This window comes from Luteibacter sp. ME-Dv--P-043b, assembly GCF_030209605.1.
In the GTDB taxonomy this organism is placed as follows: Bacteria; Pseudomonadota; Gammaproteobacteria; order Xanthomonadales; family Rhodanobacteraceae; genus Luteibacter.
In genome coordinates this window covers 137556-153694 of the sequence record NZ_JARVRT010000016.1, presented here as the reverse complement: position 1 = coordinate 153694, position 16139 = coordinate 137556, and the positions used below count along the sequence as shown (strand labels likewise).

General features: G+C 67.5%; 15 protein-coding genes. 12 read left to right on the top strand and 3 right to left on the bottom strand.

The window, feature by feature from the left end:
* The first annotated feature begins 25 nt into the window (after window positions 1-25).
* Window positions 26-1219, top strand: coding sequence for a fatty acid desaturase (locus QRN34_RS10300; protein ID WP_285404222.1), 1194 nt, complete (start codon window positions 26-28; stop codon window positions 1217-1219).
* Between the two features lie 206 nt (window positions 1220-1425).
* Here QRN34_RS10300 and rpmG read toward each other — a convergent pair whose 3' ends face one another.
* Window positions 1426-1590 carry a 50S ribosomal protein L33 gene (gene rpmG, locus QRN34_RS10295; protein ID WP_036109728.1) on the bottom strand — a complete coding sequence of 55 codons (165 nt, stop codon included), beginning with the start codon at window positions 1588-1590 and terminating at the stop codon, window positions 1426-1428.
* 11 nt (window positions 1591-1601) lie between these two features.
* A complete protein-coding gene (rpmB, locus tag QRN34_RS10290) occupies window positions 1602-1838 on the bottom strand; it encodes a 50S ribosomal protein L28 (RefSeq protein ID WP_036109731.1) in 237 nt (78 codons plus the stop codon).
* A 304-nt stretch (window positions 1839-2142) separates the two neighbouring features.
* Here rpmB and secB point away from each other — a divergent pair, with 304 nt between their 5' ends.
* The 5 genes from secB to QRN34_RS10265 all read left to right on the top strand — a co-directional run bounded on the left by secB (window position 2143) and on the right by QRN34_RS10265 (window position 7498).
* Window positions 2143-2634, top strand: a complete 492-nt coding sequence (gene secB / locus QRN34_RS10285; RefSeq protein WP_285404218.1) for a protein-export chaperone SecB — start codon at window positions 2143-2145, stop codon at window positions 2632-2634.
* A gap of 3 nt (window positions 2635-2637) precedes the next feature.
* Window positions 2638-3681 (top strand): NAD(P)H-dependent glycerol-3-phosphate dehydrogenase, encoded by a 1044-nt coding sequence (locus tag QRN34_RS10280; protein WP_285404217.1) that lies wholly within the window; start codon window positions 2638-2640, stop codon window positions 3679-3681.
* A 151-nt stretch (window positions 3682-3832) separates the two neighbouring features.
* Window positions 3833-6808 carry a DEAD/DEAH box helicase gene (locus QRN34_RS10275; RefSeq protein WP_285404215.1) on the top strand — a complete coding sequence of 992 codons (2976 nt, stop codon included), beginning with the start codon at window positions 3833-3835 and terminating at the stop codon, window positions 6806-6808.
* A 106-nt stretch (window positions 6809-6914) separates the two neighbouring features.
* Complete coding sequence (locus QRN34_RS10270; RefSeq protein WP_285404213.1) at window positions 6915-7367, top strand: type II toxin-antitoxin system RelE/ParE family toxin; 453 nt, start codon at window positions 6915-6917, stop codon at window positions 7365-7367.
* Window positions 7274-7498: an addiction module antidote protein gene (locus tag QRN34_RS10265; protein WP_285404211.1), complete on the top strand. Its 225-nt coding sequence runs from the start codon at window positions 7274-7276 to the stop codon at window positions 7496-7498. Before QRN34_RS10270 ends, QRN34_RS10265 begins: the two co-directional genes overlap by 94 nt.
* 24 nt (window positions 7499-7522) lie before the next feature.
* Here QRN34_RS10265 and glk read toward each other — a convergent pair whose 3' ends face one another.
* Window positions 7523-8563, bottom strand: coding sequence for a glucokinase (gene glk, locus QRN34_RS10260; protein ID WP_285404209.1), 1041 nt, complete (start codon window positions 8561-8563; stop codon window positions 7523-7525).
* A 227-nt stretch (window positions 8564-8790) separates the two neighbouring features.
* On the opposite strand from glk, the gene ugpC reads away from it, so the two are divergent.
* From ugpC to QRN34_RS10230, 6 genes are all read left to right on the top strand, one after another.
* Window positions 8791-9885 carry a sn-glycerol-3-phosphate ABC transporter ATP-binding protein UgpC gene (gene ugpC / locus QRN34_RS10255; RefSeq protein ID WP_285404208.1) on the top strand — a complete coding sequence of 365 codons (1095 nt, stop codon included), beginning with the start codon at window positions 8791-8793 and terminating at the stop codon, window positions 9883-9885.
* 173 nt (window positions 9886-10058) lie between these two features.
* On the top strand, window positions 10059-12377 hold the full coding sequence (locus QRN34_RS10250) for a TonB-dependent hemoglobin/transferrin/lactoferrin family receptor (protein WP_285404206.1): 2319 nt from the start codon (window positions 10059-10061) through the stop codon (window positions 12375-12377).
* Between the two features lie 10 nt (window positions 12378-12387).
* Window positions 12388-13461, top strand: a complete 1074-nt coding sequence (locus QRN34_RS10245) for a ChuX/HutX family heme-like substrate-binding protein (RefSeq protein WP_285404204.1) — start codon at window positions 12388-12390, stop codon at window positions 13459-13461.
* Complete coding sequence (locus QRN34_RS10240; protein ID WP_285404202.1) at window positions 13458-14309, top strand: ABC transporter substrate-binding protein; 852 nt, start codon at window positions 13458-13460, stop codon at window positions 14307-14309. Before QRN34_RS10245 ends, QRN34_RS10240 begins: the two co-directional genes overlap by 4 nt.
* On the top strand, window positions 14306-15340 hold the full coding sequence (locus tag QRN34_RS10235) for an iron ABC transporter permease (RefSeq protein WP_285404200.1): 1035 nt from the start codon (window positions 14306-14308) through the stop codon (window positions 15338-15340). The genes QRN34_RS10240 and QRN34_RS10235 overlap by 4 nt, the downstream gene beginning before the upstream one ends.
* Window positions 15337-16110 (top strand): heme ABC transporter ATP-binding protein, encoded by a 774-nt coding sequence (locus tag QRN34_RS10230; protein WP_285404199.1) that lies wholly within the window; start codon window positions 15337-15339, stop codon window positions 16108-16110. The genes QRN34_RS10235 and QRN34_RS10230 overlap by 4 nt, the downstream gene beginning before the upstream one ends.
* Window positions 16111-16139: the final 29 nt, after the last annotated feature.

The window sequence follows — 16139 nt, the reverse complement described above, 5'->3', positions numbered from 1 at the left end:
TCACTCCCCGCGCGGTACCGACCTGATGTTCGACACCCTGCTCGATTTCCTGGCCAACGGCCTCACTCGCGCCAGCTGGGGCGAGATAGCCATCTATGTCCTCGTGGTTACCCAGCTCACCATCTTCACGGTGACGCTGTATTACCACCGCAGCGCTACGCACCGCGGCGTGGATTTCCATTGGACCCTCAACGGCTTCTTCCGTTTCTGGGGCTGGCTCACCACGGGCATGGTGGTGAAGGAATGGGTCGCCATTCATCGCAAGCACCACGCCAAGGTCGAGACCGAGGAAGATCCGCACAGCCCGCAGGTCTTCGGCATCAAAAAGGTGTTCCTCGACGGCGTGTCGCTCTATCGCGAGGCCAGCTACAACAAGGCCGACATGGAGAAGTACGGCCGCGGCACCCCGGATGACTGGTTCGAGCGCAAGCTGTTTGGTGCGCACCCCTACTGGGGCCCGGTCCTGATGGCCTTCATCGACGTGGCGCTGTTCGGCGTGATCGGCATGGCCATCTGGGCCGTGCAGATGGCCTGGATTCCGTTCTGGGCTGCCGGTTTCGTCAACGGCATCGGCCACTGGTGGGGTTATCGAAACTTCGAAAGCTCCGACACCGCGACCAACATCTCGCCGTGGGGCTTCTGGATCGGCGGTGAAGAACTGCACAACAACCACCACGCGTTCCCCAGCTCGGCCAAGTTCGCCCTGCGCAAGTGGGAGTTCGACATCGGCTGGGCGGTGATCTGCAGCCTGCGTTTCTTCCGCCTCGCCAAGGTGCTGCGCGTGGCACCCACCCTGAACATCCGTCCGAACGTGCACCTGCCGGATTCGGAGACGCTCAAGGGTGTGCTGGCGCTGCGCTTCCAGGCCACCACCGACTACTACCGCAACGTCATCCTGCCGACCATGCGCGAGGAAATGACCCAGGCCGGCGACAGCCTGAAGGCCGTGCCGCGTCGCGTGCGTCGGGCACTGGCCGATGGTGGGCGCTGGCTCGACCACGATGCGCGCGAGCGCATGCATGCGGCGCTCGAAAATCGCCCGGCCCTGGCCACCGTGTGCGAGTTCCGCGCCCGTCTGGTCGCCCTGATGGAAGAGCGCGGCGCCGAGAAGGCGCTGAAGTCCCTGCAACAGTGGATTGCCGAGGCCGAGGAAAGCGGCATTCGCTCGCTCCAGCAGTTCGCCCAGCGCCTCAAGGGCTATTCGGCGATCGGCGCGTAAGCTCACCTGTGCCGTAGAACGAAAAGGCCCGCCATAGGCGGGCCTTTTTTTTGTTTGTATCGCCGCTTCGTAGCCGTGACAGCCGGTTCGATGTTTTGCACGGCTTCATTCGCCAGTGGCGGCGTTGAGGGTTCGCGTACAACGTGCGCTCCTACATCCGCGCGATCCGCGCGGGTAAAAAAAAGCCGCCTTTCGGCGGCCTTTTTTTACTTGATCTTGCCTTCCTTGTATTCCACATGCTTGCGGACGACAGGATCGTACTTCATGAACACCATCTTTTCGGGGGTGTTCTTCTTGTTCTTCGTGGTCGTGTAGAAGTGACCAGTGCCCGCGGTGGAAATCAGGCGGTGCTTATCGCGCTTGCTTGCCATGGTTGATCTCCTTAGATCTTTTCGCCGCGGGAACGGAGGTCGGCCAGCACGGCTTCGATGCCGTTCTTGTCGATGGTGCGCAGCGCGTGGTTGGAAACGCGAAGCTTCACCCAGCGGTTCTCGCTCGCAACCCAGAAGCGGCGCTCGTGCAGGTTCGGCAGCCAGCGGCGGCGGGTCTTGTTGTTTGCATGCGAGACATTGTTGCCGCTCTGCACGCCCTTGTTGGTGACTTGGCATCTACGGGCCATGATGACCTCCTTTAGATTCGTTGGACCGCCCTTTGGCCAGGGTGGCGACGGCCCAGCCACGGCCCGTGTTGCGGGACGCCATGTGATGGCTGGAGGGGGTGGAGCATCCCGTTCGACAAGGCCCGCATCACATGACGGACGTGCCCGACGTATCGGGTCGGCATAGGGAAGCCGGGCATTCTCTCAGAATCCCACCCCGCCACGCAAGCCGGACTGTGCGGCGCGCCGGGTTGTGTGAAACAATCCCGGCTTTCGTGCCAGCGGCACGTATCCCGCCCATACGACGCCTTCGAGGATTCAAGCAATGGCAGACATCACCGTCAACGGCCAGGCCGGCCAGCCGCAGCTCATGCTGCAAAAGATCTACGTCAAGGATGCCTCCTTCGAAGCGCCCAACGCGCCGCAGGTGTTCCAGGAAATGGGCGAGACGGAAACCCAGCCGCAGGTGCAGCTCAACCTCGGCCACAAGGCCGTCGACCTGGGCAACGACCTGTTCGAAGTGGTGCTCAGCCTCACGCTCACCTGCAACCTGGGCGAGCGCACCGCGTACCTGGCCGAAGTCCATCAGGCCGGTATCTTCGGTATCGGTGGCTTCACCGCGGACGACCGTGACGGCATCCTGGGCTCCTATTGCCCGAACCTGCTGTTCCCCTACGCGCGCCAGATGGTCTCGGCCATGATCCAGGAAGGCGGCTTCCCGCCGTTCCTCCTGCAGCCGATCAACTTCGACGCCCTGTACGCCGAACAGCAGCGCCAGCAGGTCGAAGGCGCCGGTGCTCATCCGCTCAACAGCTGAGCGATGAACGCCGCTTCCCGACCCACCGTCGCCGTCCTCGGTGCCGGTTCCTGGGGCACGGCGTTGGCCGCGCTGCTGGCACGCAACGACGTCCCCACCCGGTTGTGGGGGCGCGATGCCGACGTGCTGGCGGCGATGGCCGCCTCGCGGCGCAACGTGCGTTACCTGCCCGACCTGGATCTGCCGCCGGAGCTCACCTACGACGCCGATCTGGCCAGCGTCCTGCGCGGGGCGGACATCGTGCTGCTGGTGGTGCCCAGCCACGCGTTCGCCGCGCTGCTCGACCAGATCGTGCCGATGCTGGAGCCGGGCGTGCGTATCTCGTGGGCGACCAAGGGCTTCGAAACCGGCACCGGTCGTTTCCTGCACGAACTGGTCGGCGAGAAACTGCCCGGGCGCCCCGCCGCCGTGGTCACGGGGCCGTCCTTCGCGCGCGAGGTCACCGCTGGCCTGCCCAGCGCCGTGACCGTGCATGCGACGGACGACGCTTTCGGCAAGGAACTGGCCGTACTGTTGCACGCGCCCAATTTCCGGGCCTACACCGGTAACGACATCCTGGGCGCGGAGCTCGGTGGCGCGATGAAAAACGTGCTGGCCGTGGCCACGGGCGTCGCCGACGGCATGGAACTGGGGCTCAACGCCCGCGCGGGCCTGATCACCCGCGGCATGAACGAAATGCTTCGCCTCGGCGTCGCCCTGGGCGCACGGGCCGAAACCCTGATGGGCCTTGCAGGCCTGGGCGACCTGGTACTGACCTGCACAGGTGATCTGTCGCGCAACCGTCGTCTCGGCCTCGCGCTGGGCCGGGGCATTCCCCTGGCCGAGGCGATACGCCAGATCGGCCAGGTCGTGGAAAGCGTGGTCACGGCCGACGAGGTGGCCCGCCTCGCGGGGTTCCATGGCCTGGACCTGCCGATCTCCGCCGCTGTGCGCTCCGTGCTCCACGGCGAGGTCACGCCCGAGCAGGGGTTGCGCACCCTGATGGGCCGTGAGCAGAAGGCCGAATACCCCGTCGACCTCTTCCCGCACCGCGCACCGGCCGCGTGAGGCAACTCCCGGCTGGCTGAACCGGGACGGTCCGCGGGGTAAAAAGTCCTACGGGCACGCCGTGCCGCCTTTGCTAAGCTTCCTGTTTTGGTCGCGCCGAAAGGCTCGCATACGGATGCATCAACCGGACGACAAGCGCAGGCGTCACGCCATGGCCGACGGGTTACCCGTGGCATGGCAGCGCGCGCTCGTCGAGCCGGCGGCCCCCGAGCCATCGGCCGGTCGTATCGTTCTCGGCTTCTTCCTCGAGGGCGTCAACGACGACCACGAACCGGCCGCCCGCCTTGATGTCGCGCCGGTGCTGCTGACGCTCGGCGAGGAAGGGCGCTATTCGCGGCCCACACCGCTGGACAGCCGCCATCTTCCGGAGGCCGCGCTCACCGTGGCCGAGAAACGCCTGGCCTCGACAGTGCTCGGTCTGCCGCAAACCCTGCGCAAGAGCCGCAGCTACGCGCGCTTCGCCGGTGCACTGGGTGACCAGCTGTTATCCGAGGTGCTCGATGGCGCGCCATGCTTTTTCGGCGGCGTGGCGGGGCTGAAGCTGTCGCGTGGCCAGCCACATGCACTCAGCTGGCGCTGGAACCTGGAGAAGGACGGCAGCCAGAAACTCCAGCCGGCACTTCCCGCCAGCCAGCGGCTGTTCCGCGTCGGCTCGCTGTGGTTCCTCGACGCCGAGCATGCGGAAGTGGGGCCGCTGGAGGGTTCGGCCGACGAAGATACCTGGCTGGACCTGCCGCCCCTGCCGCCCGAAAGCACGGCCGCTTTCATGGCCGGTGTGGCGGGTACGCGCATGGGATCGCGCCTTCCCGCACCGCAGGTCTTCGGCGACATGCGCCGTGCCGAAGTGTCGCCACGGCCCGTGCTCGTGCTGCACGCGTTGACCCGGCACGCCCGGCTCGCCGCCGGCACGCCCCCGCTGGCGTATGGCCGGCTCGCCTTCGACTACGCCGGCGAGCGGCTTCCGGGCCGGGGCGGCGAGCCACTGGTGCGCCGCGTGCGTAACGGTGCCTTGCTGGAGATTGCGCGGCGCCGGGCGGAAGAACTGGCTTCCATGGAAACCCTGGAAGGTGCGGGCCTCAATCCGGCCGTCGATACCGAAGGCCTGCCCTGGGACATGGCCGATACACTGCCCGACGATGCCTGGCTGTTTCCCGGCAAGGGCTATGCCGGTGCGCTGGAAGTGAACACGCCCGCGCGCTGGCTCGCGTTGCGACCGCGACTCGAAGCTGACGGCTTCGTACTGGAATACGACCGCAGCTTCCCCTTCGAGGTGCTGGAAGGGCCGGTGCACTGGTACGGCCAGGCCCACGAGGACGACGCCGACCGCGCCTTCGACCTGGAAATCGGTATCGAGGTGGAAGGCAAGCGGGTCAACCTGCTGCCCGCCGTGGCCCACGCGCTGGCGGAACACCAGCTCAGCCTTAGCCCGACCCCGGGCGAGGCCGAGGATTCCGTCTGGTATGCGCCGGTGGACGAGCGTCGCCGCGTGCCGGTGCGCCTCAAGGAGTTGCGCGGCCTGCTGGCGCCGCTGGCGGAATACCTCGAAAAGCCGCGTCAGCAACTGCACCTGCCGCGCGTGCAGGCCGGCCGCCTGGAAGAACTGGTACAGGCGCTGCCCAGCGGCGGTTCGTTCGAGGCGCCCGAGCGCCTGCGTGGTTTCACCAAGCGCCTGCGCGAGGCGGCGGAGCGCGCCAGCGATGCCGTGCCCGAAGGCCTGCGTGCCGAACTGCGCGGCTACCAGCGCGATGGCCTGCGCTGGATGAACGCGCTGGCCGAAGCCGGCACGGGCGGCGTGCTCGCCGATGACATGGGGCTTGGCAAGACGCTGCAGCTCATCACCCACCTGCTGGCCCTGAAGGAAAGCGGCAACCTGGAATCGCCGGCCCTGGTCGTGGTGCCGACCAGCCTCGTGCCCAACTGGTCGTCCGAACTGGCGCGTTTCGCTCCTGGCCTGCGCGTGCTTGCGCTGCATGGCCCGCAGCGCGCCGAAACCTTCGCCCATATCGGCGAGCGCGATGTCATCCTGACCACGTACGCGCTGCTGCCACGCGATGTGGAAACGCTGAAGAAACAGGCGTTCTCGCTGGTGGTGCTGGACGAAGCGCAACAGGTGAAGAACCCCCGCACGCAGGCACGCCGGGCGCTGCTCGCCATGAACGTGCCACGCTGCCTTTGCCTCACCGGCACGCCACTGGAGAACCACCTCGGCGAACTGTGGTCGCAGGTGGACCTCGCCGTCCCCGGATTGCTCGGTGACGAGGGCGCGTTCCGCCGCCACTATCGCGCACCGATCGAGAAGCACCAGGACATCGAGTGCCAGGACCGGCTGAACCGGCGCATCGCGCCATTCATCCTGCGCCGCACCAAGGCGCAGGTGGCTTCCGAACTGCCTGCCAAGACCGAGATCACCCGCCGCGTGGTGATGGAATCCCGCCAGCGCGACCTTTATGAAAGCCTCCGCCTTTCACTGGCGGAGGAACTGCGCGAGGTGATCGCGCAGCGTGGCATCGCGCACAGCGGCATCGTGGTGCTCGACGCCTTGCTGAAACTGCGTCAGGTCTGCTGCGATCCGCGCCTGGTGAAGCTCGAGGCCGCGCGCGGCGTGCGCGACTCGGCCAAGTTCGAACTGCTGATGGACATGTTGCCCGCGTTGCTGGCCGAGGGGCGGCGGGTGTTGTTGTTCAGCCAGTTCACCGAGATGCTGAAGCTCATCGCGGCCGAGCTCGATCGGCGTCGTATCAGCTATGTCACGCTCACCGGCGAAACGCGCGACCGCGCGGAGCCCGTGCAGCGCTTTCAGGAAGGTGACGTCCCGTTGTTCCTGCTTTCGTTGAAGGCGGGCGGCGTGGGCCTCAACCTCACCAGCGCCGACACCGTCATCCACTACGACCCCTGGTGGAACCCCGCCGCCGAAGCGCAGGCCAGCGATCGCGCGCACCGCATCGGCCAGGACAAACCGGTGTTCGTCTACCGCCTGATTACTGCGGGCACGGTGGAGGAGCGCATCGAGGAACTGAAGGCGCGCAAGGCGGATCTCGCCGATGCCGTCCTCGACGGCGGCGGCAGCCGGGAGCGGCTGAGTTTCGACGAGAGCGACCTCGACGCCCTGCTGGCGCCTCCCCTCTGATCGGAAAGACTGTTTCGGCGGATCAGCTTTTTCCTGCGTAACCGATCGTCCCGATACTTGTAATCCATAGGTCACATGTCGTAACTTATGAGTTACGGTGCGCGGCATGTACGAGATTGCCGAAAGTGAAACGTTCCGCCGCTGGTTGTCGTCGCTCCGCGATCGGTCAGCCGTCACGCGCATCGATGTCCGGCTCCGCAGGCTCTCGCTCGGCTATCTCGATGACGTCAAGCATGTGGGCGAGGGCGTCCGCGAGACACGCATCGATCACGGTCCGGGCTACCGGGTCTATTTCATCCAGCGTTCGGGCGTGCTGATCGTCCTGCTCTGCGGTGGAGACAAGACTTCGCAGCAACGTGACATCAGGAAGGCCACGGCACTTGCCGCCTCATGGGACAAGCAAGCATGCAAGAAAAATTCACTCGCTGGGATCCGGTCGAGCGCCTCGTCACCGAGGCGGATCACATGGCTTATCTCAACGCCAGCCTGGACGACGATCCGGGTGATGGCAGCCTCATTCGTGCCGCGCTGGGCGATATCGCCCGGGCGCGTGGCATGAGCCGCGTCTCACGCGCTGCGGGCATGTCGCGCGAGGGGCTGTATCGCGCCCTCTCGGCGGAGGGCAATCCGGAATTCGCGACGGTCATGCGCGTCATGCGCGCGCTGGGTCTCCAGCTGCGCGCGGCATGACGCCTTCCGGACGTTGCGCCGGCGTCAGCGGCGCAGCGGGGTGCCGCCGGCTTCCACGATGGCCAGCGCCGCGCCACCGATGAGGCCCGGCTCAGGGTTCATGATCGCCTGCGTCGGCACCTGTTCCATCGTGTCGCGGAAGCGACCCTTCGCCTCGAAGCGCTCGCGGAACTTGCCCTTCTGGATCCACGGCAGGAGGATCGGGGTCATGCCACCGGTGAGGTACACGCCGTCCCAGGCGCCCAGGGTCAGCACGAGGTCGCCCGCCACGCTGCCGAAGATGCCGGCGAAGGTCTCCACGGCGCGATCGCACATGGCGCAGCTCTTGTCCGTGGCCAGCTTGGTGATTTCTTCGGGCGTGATGTCCGCGCGCGGCTTCTGGCCGGAGATCTCGCAGATCGCCTCGTAGAGGTTCACCAGGCCCTGCCCGCAGATCAGGCGCTCGTTGGAGACGCGGCCGTAACGCAGGTTCAGCACCTTGAGGATCTCGATGTCCTCGGCGCTGTGCGCGGCGAAGCCGGCGTGGCCGCCTTCGGTCTGCAGCACGCTGACCTTCTCGCCACGAATGAGCAGGCCGCCCACGCCCAGGCCGGTGCCCGGGCCCACCACCACGAAGGTCTGCTCGTCCTTGGCACCGATCTTCGGCACCGGGACGGTACCCACCTCCACCAGGTCCTGGTGGCCGCTGGCATCCTTCGCGGAGCTCATCAGCATGACGGCCATGGACTGCGCGGCAAAATCGTTGACCAGGTGCACCCATTCCAGATCGAGCTCGGCGGCGAGGTTCTTCGCCGAGATCGCCCACGGGTTATTGGTGACCTTCACCGTCTCGCCGTTGTCGATGCGACCGGCCGCGGCAATGATGGCGCGCTGCGCCTCGTGGCCGGTTTCCTTGAAATACTGCTTGGCGGCGTCGCCCAGGGAGGCGTAGTCCTTGACGTGGTAACGCCGGATACTTTCCTGGATAAGTGGTTGATCCGCTTCCGGATGCGCGATGCCGAAGCGCACATTGGTGCCGCCGAGATCGGCCAGCAGGGTAGGCGCCGCGGCGCTCACGTTGGGCATGTTTTTTCAGACCTGTCAGATCACGGAAGCCCGCAAGGTTGCCTCGCGCGGGCGCTGGCGTCCAGTGACGGTTTGCTCCACGCCCCGTTGACATGCGTGGGGCATTCAAAAACGGTGGCTCGCGACCGACACTTTGACGTAAACGTTTACGCGGGCAGAATACCGCATCGCCCGGGTCCATGGCGGGGCATCTGCCCCCCGGACGCGGGTCAACGGGAGAGTACGTGATGGCAGCAGTCCGCCTCGACAAGGTGCGCAAGGTTTATCCGAACGGGCATGTGGCCCTGAAGGAGGCGAGCTTCGACATCGCCGACGGCGAGTTGCTGGTACTGGTCGGGCCTTCGGGGTGCGGCAAGACCACGTTGTTGCGCATGATCGCCGGGTTGGAGTCGATCTCCGGCGGCACGTTGAGCATCGGCGACCGCGTGGTCAACGATGTGCCGCCGAAAGACCGCGACATCGCCATGGTGTTCCAGAACTACGCGCTTTATCCGCACATGACGGTGCGCGAGAACCTCGGCTTCGGCCTGCGCCTGCGCGGCGTGGACAAGGCGGAGATCGATCGCCGCGTCGCGGGTGCCTCCGACATGCTGGGACTGGACGAGCGCCTGGACCATCGTCCTGCGGCCCTCTCCGGCGGGCAGCGGCAACGCGTGGCGCTGGGCCGCGCGATGGTGCGCGACCCGTCGGTCTTCCTGCTCGACGAGCCGCTGTCCAATCTCGATGCCAAGCTTCGCCTTTCCACCCGTGTCGAGATCGCGCGCATCCATCGCCGCGTGGGCGCCACGATGGTGTACGTCACGCACGACCAGATCGAGGCGATGACGCTCGGCCAGCGCATCGTGGTGCTCAACGGCGGCGTCATCCAGCAGCTGGATACGCCGATGAATCTCTACAACAAGCCGGTGAACCTGTTCGTCGCGGGTTTCCTCGGCAGCCCGGCGATGAATCTGTTCCACGGCACGCTGCGCCGCGAAGACGGACTGCGCCTGGTGATGAAGGAAGGCACGCTGGCGCTCGGTGCGGAAAGCGATGCGCTGGCCGCCTATCTGGACAAGCCGCTCATCGTCGGTATCCGCCCGGAAGACCTGCTTACCGTCGACGATCATCCCGGTGTCGAAGCGCGGCTGCGCGCCCATGTCGACGTGGTCGAGCCTGTCGGCAACGAAGTGTTCCTCAACATGCGCCATGGCGGGGATGAGCTCGTATCCCGCGTGCCGCCGCACTCCACGGTCCGGCCGGACAGCGAGGTGGCCCTCGGTTTCCACCGTGAGCGGGTGCACTTCTTCGATCCGCAGACCACGAATCGTATCGACGCCTGATCCACAGGCAGCCGGTCGGGTGGTTGTTAATGCGAAGCATTCGCATTAACATGACGCAGCATCGCACCTCCGGGTGCGGCTCCCCTTGACCGGCGCCAGCCGGAGGCAGGACGCCTCCTTCGCAAGCTCCCGAACCGTGCCCCAGCGGCACGACCTTGCGAAGGACCCTGCACGTGTTACCAAAGCATGCCCTCGCCGCGCTGATCGGCGCGGCACTCTCCTGTTCGACCCTTGCCCACGCCGATGGTCGCGACGCCGCCGACGCGGTGGCCGCCACGACCACCGACGAGCTGCCGCGCATCACCGTGACCGCGATCGGCTCGGCGTTCCGCTTCGATGTGCCGGCCACCGTGTCGGTCATCGATCGCCAGGCCATGGATCGCCACCTCGTCGTCGATATCCGCGACCTGGTGAAGTACGAACCCGGCGTCTCGGCCGTGGGTACGGCGGGCCGTTGGGGTCTGGACAGTTTCAACATCCGCGGTCTGGATGGAAACCGCGTCGCCATCCTGACCGACGGCGTGTCGGCGTCCAGTGCCTTCGGTTTCTCGACCACCGGCATGCGTGCCGGACGCAGCTTCGTCGATCCGGACACGCTGAAGAGTGTCGAGATCGTCCGGGGCCCTGCATCCGCCCTGGACCCTTCGGACGCCCTCGGCGGCACCGTGCGGTACACCACCAAGGACCCCGCCGACTACTTGCGCGATGGCAAGGATGTCTACGTCTCGGTGAAGGAGCGCTACGGCAGCGCCGATCGTTCGCTGGGAACCTCACTGACGCTGGCGGGCGGCACGCCGAGGAACGGCATCGTCTTCGTCGCCGATCATCGCGAAGCGAACCAGCTCGGCAACACCGGCGATGTCGACACGGCCAACTACTTGCGCACGCGCCCCGATCCGTTGACGCAGAACACCACCAGTGTGTTGGGCAAGTACGTGCATGTTGCCGCGTCCGGACGCGAGGACCGCGTCACGGTCGACATGTACCGTAACCGCGTCGATACCGATGTGCTCAGCGCGCTCGGCCAGGCCGGTACCACGCGGCTCCTGGCGGACGTCGCCGCCGACCGTGCCACGCGCACCCGTGTCTCGGTGGGGCAACGGTACGCCGGCATGGACCTGGGCATCGCCGATCGTGTCGAGTGGGATGTGTGGTGGCAGACGTCGGACACCGAATCGAGCACGCGTACCCTGGCCAATGTGCCCTCACGCGCCGCGACCTACGATCGCCTCTACCTGAGCGATCTTAGCGAAAGGTTGTGGGGCGGCAAGCTCACGCTTTTCCGTTCGCTTGATGGCGGCGACGTCGAACAGCGTATCGCCTACGGCGTCGAAGCCTCGCGTACCACGCCGTCGGGCGAGCTGAACGGTCAGGGTAGAAACGTGGCTACCGGTGTCGTGTCGAGTCGTTCGCCCTACATGCCGGAGAACTACCCGCTGCGCTTCTTCCCGCGCAACGATACCGATCGCTATGCGGTCTTCGCGCAGGACGATGTCTCGCTGTTCGACGGTCGGCTGCATGTCACCCCGGGGGTTCGCTGGGACCGTTATGCCTTCAGGCCCGATCGGAACGATCCTTACTACGACGGCGCGTTCGTCCAGGACGGGCTCGGCAACGTCACGAAGAGCCGGTTCTCGCCGAAGCTCGGCGCCACCTATGCGGTCGCGGAGAACGTCAAGCTCTACGCGAACTACGCGCAGGGTATCCGCTCGCCGCTTTACAGCGAAATGGCGGTGGCATGGGGCACGCCACGTCTCTACGGCATCGTCCCCAATCCGACGTTGAAGCCCGAGACCAGCAAGGGCGTCGAGATCGGCGTGCGCGGCAATGGCGAGTTGGGCTATTTCTCGGCCAGCACGTACTACAACCGCTATCGCAATTTCATCTATGGCGGATACACGCTGGATCGTAGCCAGTGGCCGCAATGGGCGCTCAACCAGAACCTGCTGATCGTCATGCAGGCGGTGAACTTTCCGCGGGCTACCATCAAGGGTGCCGAAGCCTCCGGTGGCCTGATGCTTGGCGCGTTGAGCGACGCGCTGCGTGGCTGGCGCATCCAGGGCAGTTTGTCCGCCGCCCGCGGCGACAAGCAGGTCTACGGTGCCGGCGGCACGTCGCCCCTGAACAGCGTCGATCTCCTGTCCGCCGTCGTCGGCGTGTCCTACGACGCGTCGACATGGGGCGCCGAGTTGATCGGCAAGGGCGTGCGTCGCAAGTCGCGTCTGGACGACGCCGACACGTATCGCGCGCCGGGCTACGCGACGATCGACCTCTACGCTCACTGGAAACCCATCGCTGCGCTGGAACTGATGGCCGGCGTCACCAACCTGGCCGATCGCAGGTACTGGGACTGGGGATCGTTGCACGGCGGCGTGCTGACCAACGTGGCCACCGGCGGCGGCGTGGACGACGCCCAGCTGCGCAACGCACAGATCGAACGCCTGACCATGCCGGGGCGTGCCGTCTCGGTATCGGCCCGTTACACCTTCTGAGGACGCGACCATGCAGCAGATTCCCGTGACGCCGGCATTACGCCTGGACATTCCCACGCTGGTCGACGGCTGGCGACGGCTACGCGATGCCGAACCCGGTCTGCGTGCCCTCGATGCGGCGCATCGCCTGGGCGTAAGCGAGGGCGAGCTCGTCGCCAGCCGTGTCGGCGACGGCGTCACGCGCCTGGAGGGGGAGTTGCCGGCCCTGATCCGCGAGCTCCCCTCCCTGGGGCGCGTGATGGCACTCACCCGCAACGCGTACTGCGTACATGAAAAGAAAGGCTGTTACGAGAACATCGATATCGGCGGCACCATGGGCATCGTGCTCGCGGAGGATATCGACCTCCGCCTGTTCCTCACCCACTGGCGTTACGGATTCGCGGTTCGTGAGTCGACGCGCGGACGCACGCTGGAAAGCCTGCAGTTCTTCGACGGCGACGGCAAGGCGGTGCACAAGGTGTACCTCACCGACCGGAGCGATCGCCCGGCCTGGCGCTCATTGGTGCATCGCTACACGGCGGCGGTGCAGTCACCGCTGATCGATTGCGCGGCGGTGGCCGACCCGCTGCCCTTACAGCAAGCGGACGAGGAGGTTGCCGTCGACGCGCTGCGCGACGGGTGGCGCGCACTGCGCGATCCGCACGATTTCTTCGCCTTGCTCAGAAAACACCGGGTGACGCGTGCGCAGGCGTTGCGGCTGGTGGGGGCGGAGTTCGCCACCCGTGTGGACGATGGCGCGTTGCGTCGGGTGCTCGAAGGCGCGGCCGCCGGTGGCGAGCCGCTGATGGTCTTCGTCGGCTCGCCGGGCGTGGTGCAGATCCACACCGGGCCCGTGCGGAAAGTGGCCATGGCCGGCCCATGGCTGAACGTGCTGGACGACGACTTCAATCTGCACCTTCGCGCCGACGCCATCGCCGATAGCTGGATCGTGCGCAAGCCGGTACCCGAAGGCACGGTCACGTCGCTCGAGCTGTATGCGGAGGACGGTACGCAGATCGTGCAGGTGTTCGGCCGACGCAAACCGGGCCTGCCGGAGCGTGACGACTGGCGGGCATTGCTGGCGACGGCCGGGGCGGCGGCATGAAGACGACCTGTGTCCGTCAACTCGCGCTCGCCGTCCTGCTCGCGTGCGTGTCCCTCGCAGCGAACGCCGCGTCGCGCATCGTCGCCCTGGGCGGCGACGTCACCGAGACCCTCTACGCCATCCACGCCGAGGGCAACCTGGTCGCGGTGGACAGCACCAGCACCTGGCCCGTGGCGGCCACGTCACTGCCGCAGGTGGGCTACGTGCGGCAGCTGAGCGCCGAAGGTGTGCTCGCGCTGCGCCCCGACCTGATCGTGGCGACCCACGATGCCGGCCCACCCACGGCCATGGCGCAGCTGCGCGAGGCGGGTGTGCGCATCGCCTCGTTGCCGGCATCACGCACGCCGGAGGACATCGTCGCGAAAATCCGCGGCGTGGGTGCGCTCACCGGCCACGCGGCGGAAGCGGAGGCACTGGCGCGCAGTGTCACGCGCACGTTCGCCACACTCTCGGCGGCAGTGGATGCGATGCCCCAACATCCCCGCGCGGTGTTCCTCATGTCGACGGGGCAGGGCAGCCCCATGGCGGCCGGCGCGGAGACGGCCGCGGACCGTGCGCTGGTCCTGGCAGGCGCACGCAACGTTGCCACGGGCATCGACGGCTACAAGGCGGTGTCGCCCGAAGCACTGGTGGCCATGGCGCCCGACGTCATCGTGCTCATGCAGGAGCGCGAAGCGGCGGTGGGTGGCATCGCGGGGGTACTGGCCCTGCCGGGTGTCGCCGATACGCCGGCTGGCAAGGCCCGGCGGGTGTACTTCGTGCCGGGCCAGGCGCTGCTCGGTTTCGGCCCGCGCACCGCCGGCGAGGCCCTCGCGCTGCAGCGGCGCCTGGCTTCCCTCGCACCATGAGCACCGTGGCGACCCTGGTGCCGGCCATCGCGTGGCGACGCCTCGCGCTACCGGCGCTCGTGCTGCTGCTGGTCGCGGTGGCGCTGTGGAGCCTGTGCCATGGTGCCATCGACATCCCGCCGCGCGAGGTGCTTGCATCCCTGCTGCGCGCGGCGGACGGCGCCCCGGCACGCGGCGATGACACCGTGGTGCTCGGCCTGCGTCTGCCGAGGATAGCGCTGGCGATCCTGGTCGGCTCGGCGCTGGCCAGCGGCGGGGCGACGATGCAGGGCCTGTTCCGCAACCCGCTGGCCGATCCCGGCCTGATCGGGGTGTCCGCCGGCGCGGCCCTCGGCGCCGTCGGCGCGATCGTGCTCGGCGGCCAGTCCGGCTCGTGGCGGGTCGCCGCCGCGGCGTTCGTGGGTGGCCTCGGCGCGACCTCCTTCGTCTACATGCTGGGCCGCCATCGTGCCGGCGTAAGCCATCTCCTGCTCGCCGGCGTCGCGGTGAACGCCATCGCCATGGCCGGGGTCGGCCTGCTGACCTACCTGGCCGACGAAAACCAGCTGCGTGACCTGACCTTCTGGTCGCTCGGCAGCCTGGGTGGCGCGAGCTGGTCGCGGCTGGCCACGGTGGCCCCGTGGATACTGCTTCCGCTGCTGTGCCTGCCCGCCGCCGCGGCGGGGCTCAACGCCCTGTTGCTGGGCGAGAACGAGGCGACGCTGCTCGGCTACCGTCCCGAGCGCCTGCAGCCCTTCCTCGTCGGGCTGGTCGCGCTGGCCGTCGGTGCCTCGGTGGCCTTTACCGGCGTGATCGGTTTCGTCGGCCTGATCGTCCCGCACCTGCTGCGCATGGGCTTCGGCCCCGACCATCGCTTCCTCCTGCCGGCCTCCGCGGTGGGTGGTGCCACGCTGCTGGTGGCGGCCGATGCGCTGGCGCGCACGGTCGTCGTGCCCGGCGAACTGCCGATCGGCGTGCTCACCGCGCTCGTGGGCGGGCCCTTCTTCCTCTGGCTGCTGCTGCGCGGTCGCGGCCACGGCGGCGGGCGATGACGACGATGCCCGGGTGGCTGGCCACCCACCATGTCGACCTGGTTCGCCAGGGCCGGTCCATCCTGCACGGCGTGTCGCTGGCCGCGGCGCCGGGTCGCCTGCTGGTGTTGATCGGCCCCAATGGCGCGGGCAAGAGCAGCCTGCTGAAGGTGCTTGCCGGCCTGACGCACGCGACGAGAGGCATCGCCACGCTTGACGACCGCGCGCTGCCGACATGGCACCCGCGCGACCTGGCCCGGCGACGCGCCATGCTTTCGCAGCGCGTGGACCTCGACTTCGGGTTCCTCGCGGAGGAAGTGGTGGCGCTGGGCCGCGGCCCCCATCCGGCCGACCGGGAGCGCGATGCCGGCATCGTCACCGCGGCGCTGCACGCGGCCCATGCCTGGGCGCTGCGTGGGCGCCGTTACACGGTGTTGTCCGGCGGCGAGCGGCAACGCGTGCAGCTGGCCCGCGTGCTCGCGCAGGTGTGGGAAGGGGCCAGCCACGGCGCGTGGTTGCTCCTGGACGAGCCCGAGGCCGGCCTCGACATCGCCCATCAGCACTTCATCCTGCGCCGGGCCCGCGCCCTTGCGACACAAGGCTTCGGCGTGGTCGCCGTGCTGCACGACCTGGCACTGGCCGCCCGCTACGCCGACGAGGTCGCGTTGATGGCCGGCGGTCGCCTGCTGCGGCAGGGTCCGCCAGGGGTGACACTGGATCCGGCACTGCTCTCGGAGGTCTACGGCATCGCGCTGGTCCGCGGCGCGGCGGGTGGTATCGAGGTGGCCTGAGGCCTGCGACCCCGTGCCGCCACCGCGAT

Bases quoted from the DNA above. Each gene is read 5' to 3' on its own strand.
- QRN34_RS10300 (WP_285404222.1), top strand. From the start codon at position 26: ATGTTCGACACCCTGCTCGATTTCCTGGCCAACGGCCTCACTCGCGCC.
- rpmG (WP_036109728.1), bottom strand. From the start codon at position 1,590: ATGGCAAGCAAGCGCGATAAGCACCGCCTGATTTCCACCGCGGGCACT.
- rpmB (WP_036109731.1), bottom strand. From the start codon at position 1,838: ATGGCCCGTAGATGCCAAGTCACCAACAAGGGCGTGCAGAGCGGCAAC.
- secB (WP_285404218.1), top strand. From the start codon at position 2,143: ATGGCAGACATCACCGTCAACGGCCAGGCCGGCCAGCCGCAGCTCATG.
- QRN34_RS10280 (WP_285404217.1), top strand. From the start codon at position 2,638: ATGAACGCCGCTTCCCGACCCACCGTCGCCGTCCTCGGTGCCGGTTCC.
- QRN34_RS10275 (WP_285404215.1), top strand. From the start codon at position 3,833: ATGGCCGACGGGTTACCCGTGGCATGGCAGCGCGCGCTCGTCGAGCCG.
- QRN34_RS10270 (WP_285404213.1), top strand. From the start codon at position 6,915: ATGTACGAGATTGCCGAAAGTGAAACGTTCCGCCGCTGGTTGTCGTCG.
- QRN34_RS10265 (WP_285404211.1), top strand. From the start codon at position 7,274: ATGGCTTATCTCAACGCCAGCCTGGACGACGATCCGGGTGATGGCAGC.
- glk (WP_285404209.1), bottom strand. From the start codon at position 8,563: ATGCCCAACGTGAGCGCCGCGGCGCCTACCCTGCTGGCCGATCTCGGC.
- ugpC (WP_285404208.1), top strand. From the start codon at position 8,791: ATGGCAGCAGTCCGCCTCGACAAGGTGCGCAAGGTTTATCCGAACGGG.
- QRN34_RS10245 (WP_285404204.1), top strand. From the start codon at position 12,388: ATGCAGCAGATTCCCGTGACGCCGGCATTACGCCTGGACATTCCCACG.
- QRN34_RS10240 (WP_285404202.1), top strand. From the start codon at position 13,458: ATGAAGACGACCTGTGTCCGTCAACTCGCGCTCGCCGTCCTGCTCGCG.
- QRN34_RS10235 (WP_285404200.1), top strand. From the start codon at position 14,306: ATGAGCACCGTGGCGACCCTGGTGCCGGCCATCGCGTGGCGACGCCTC.
- QRN34_RS10230 (WP_285404199.1), top strand. From the start codon at position 15,337: ATGACGACGATGCCCGGGTGGCTGGCCACCCACCATGTCGACCTGGTT.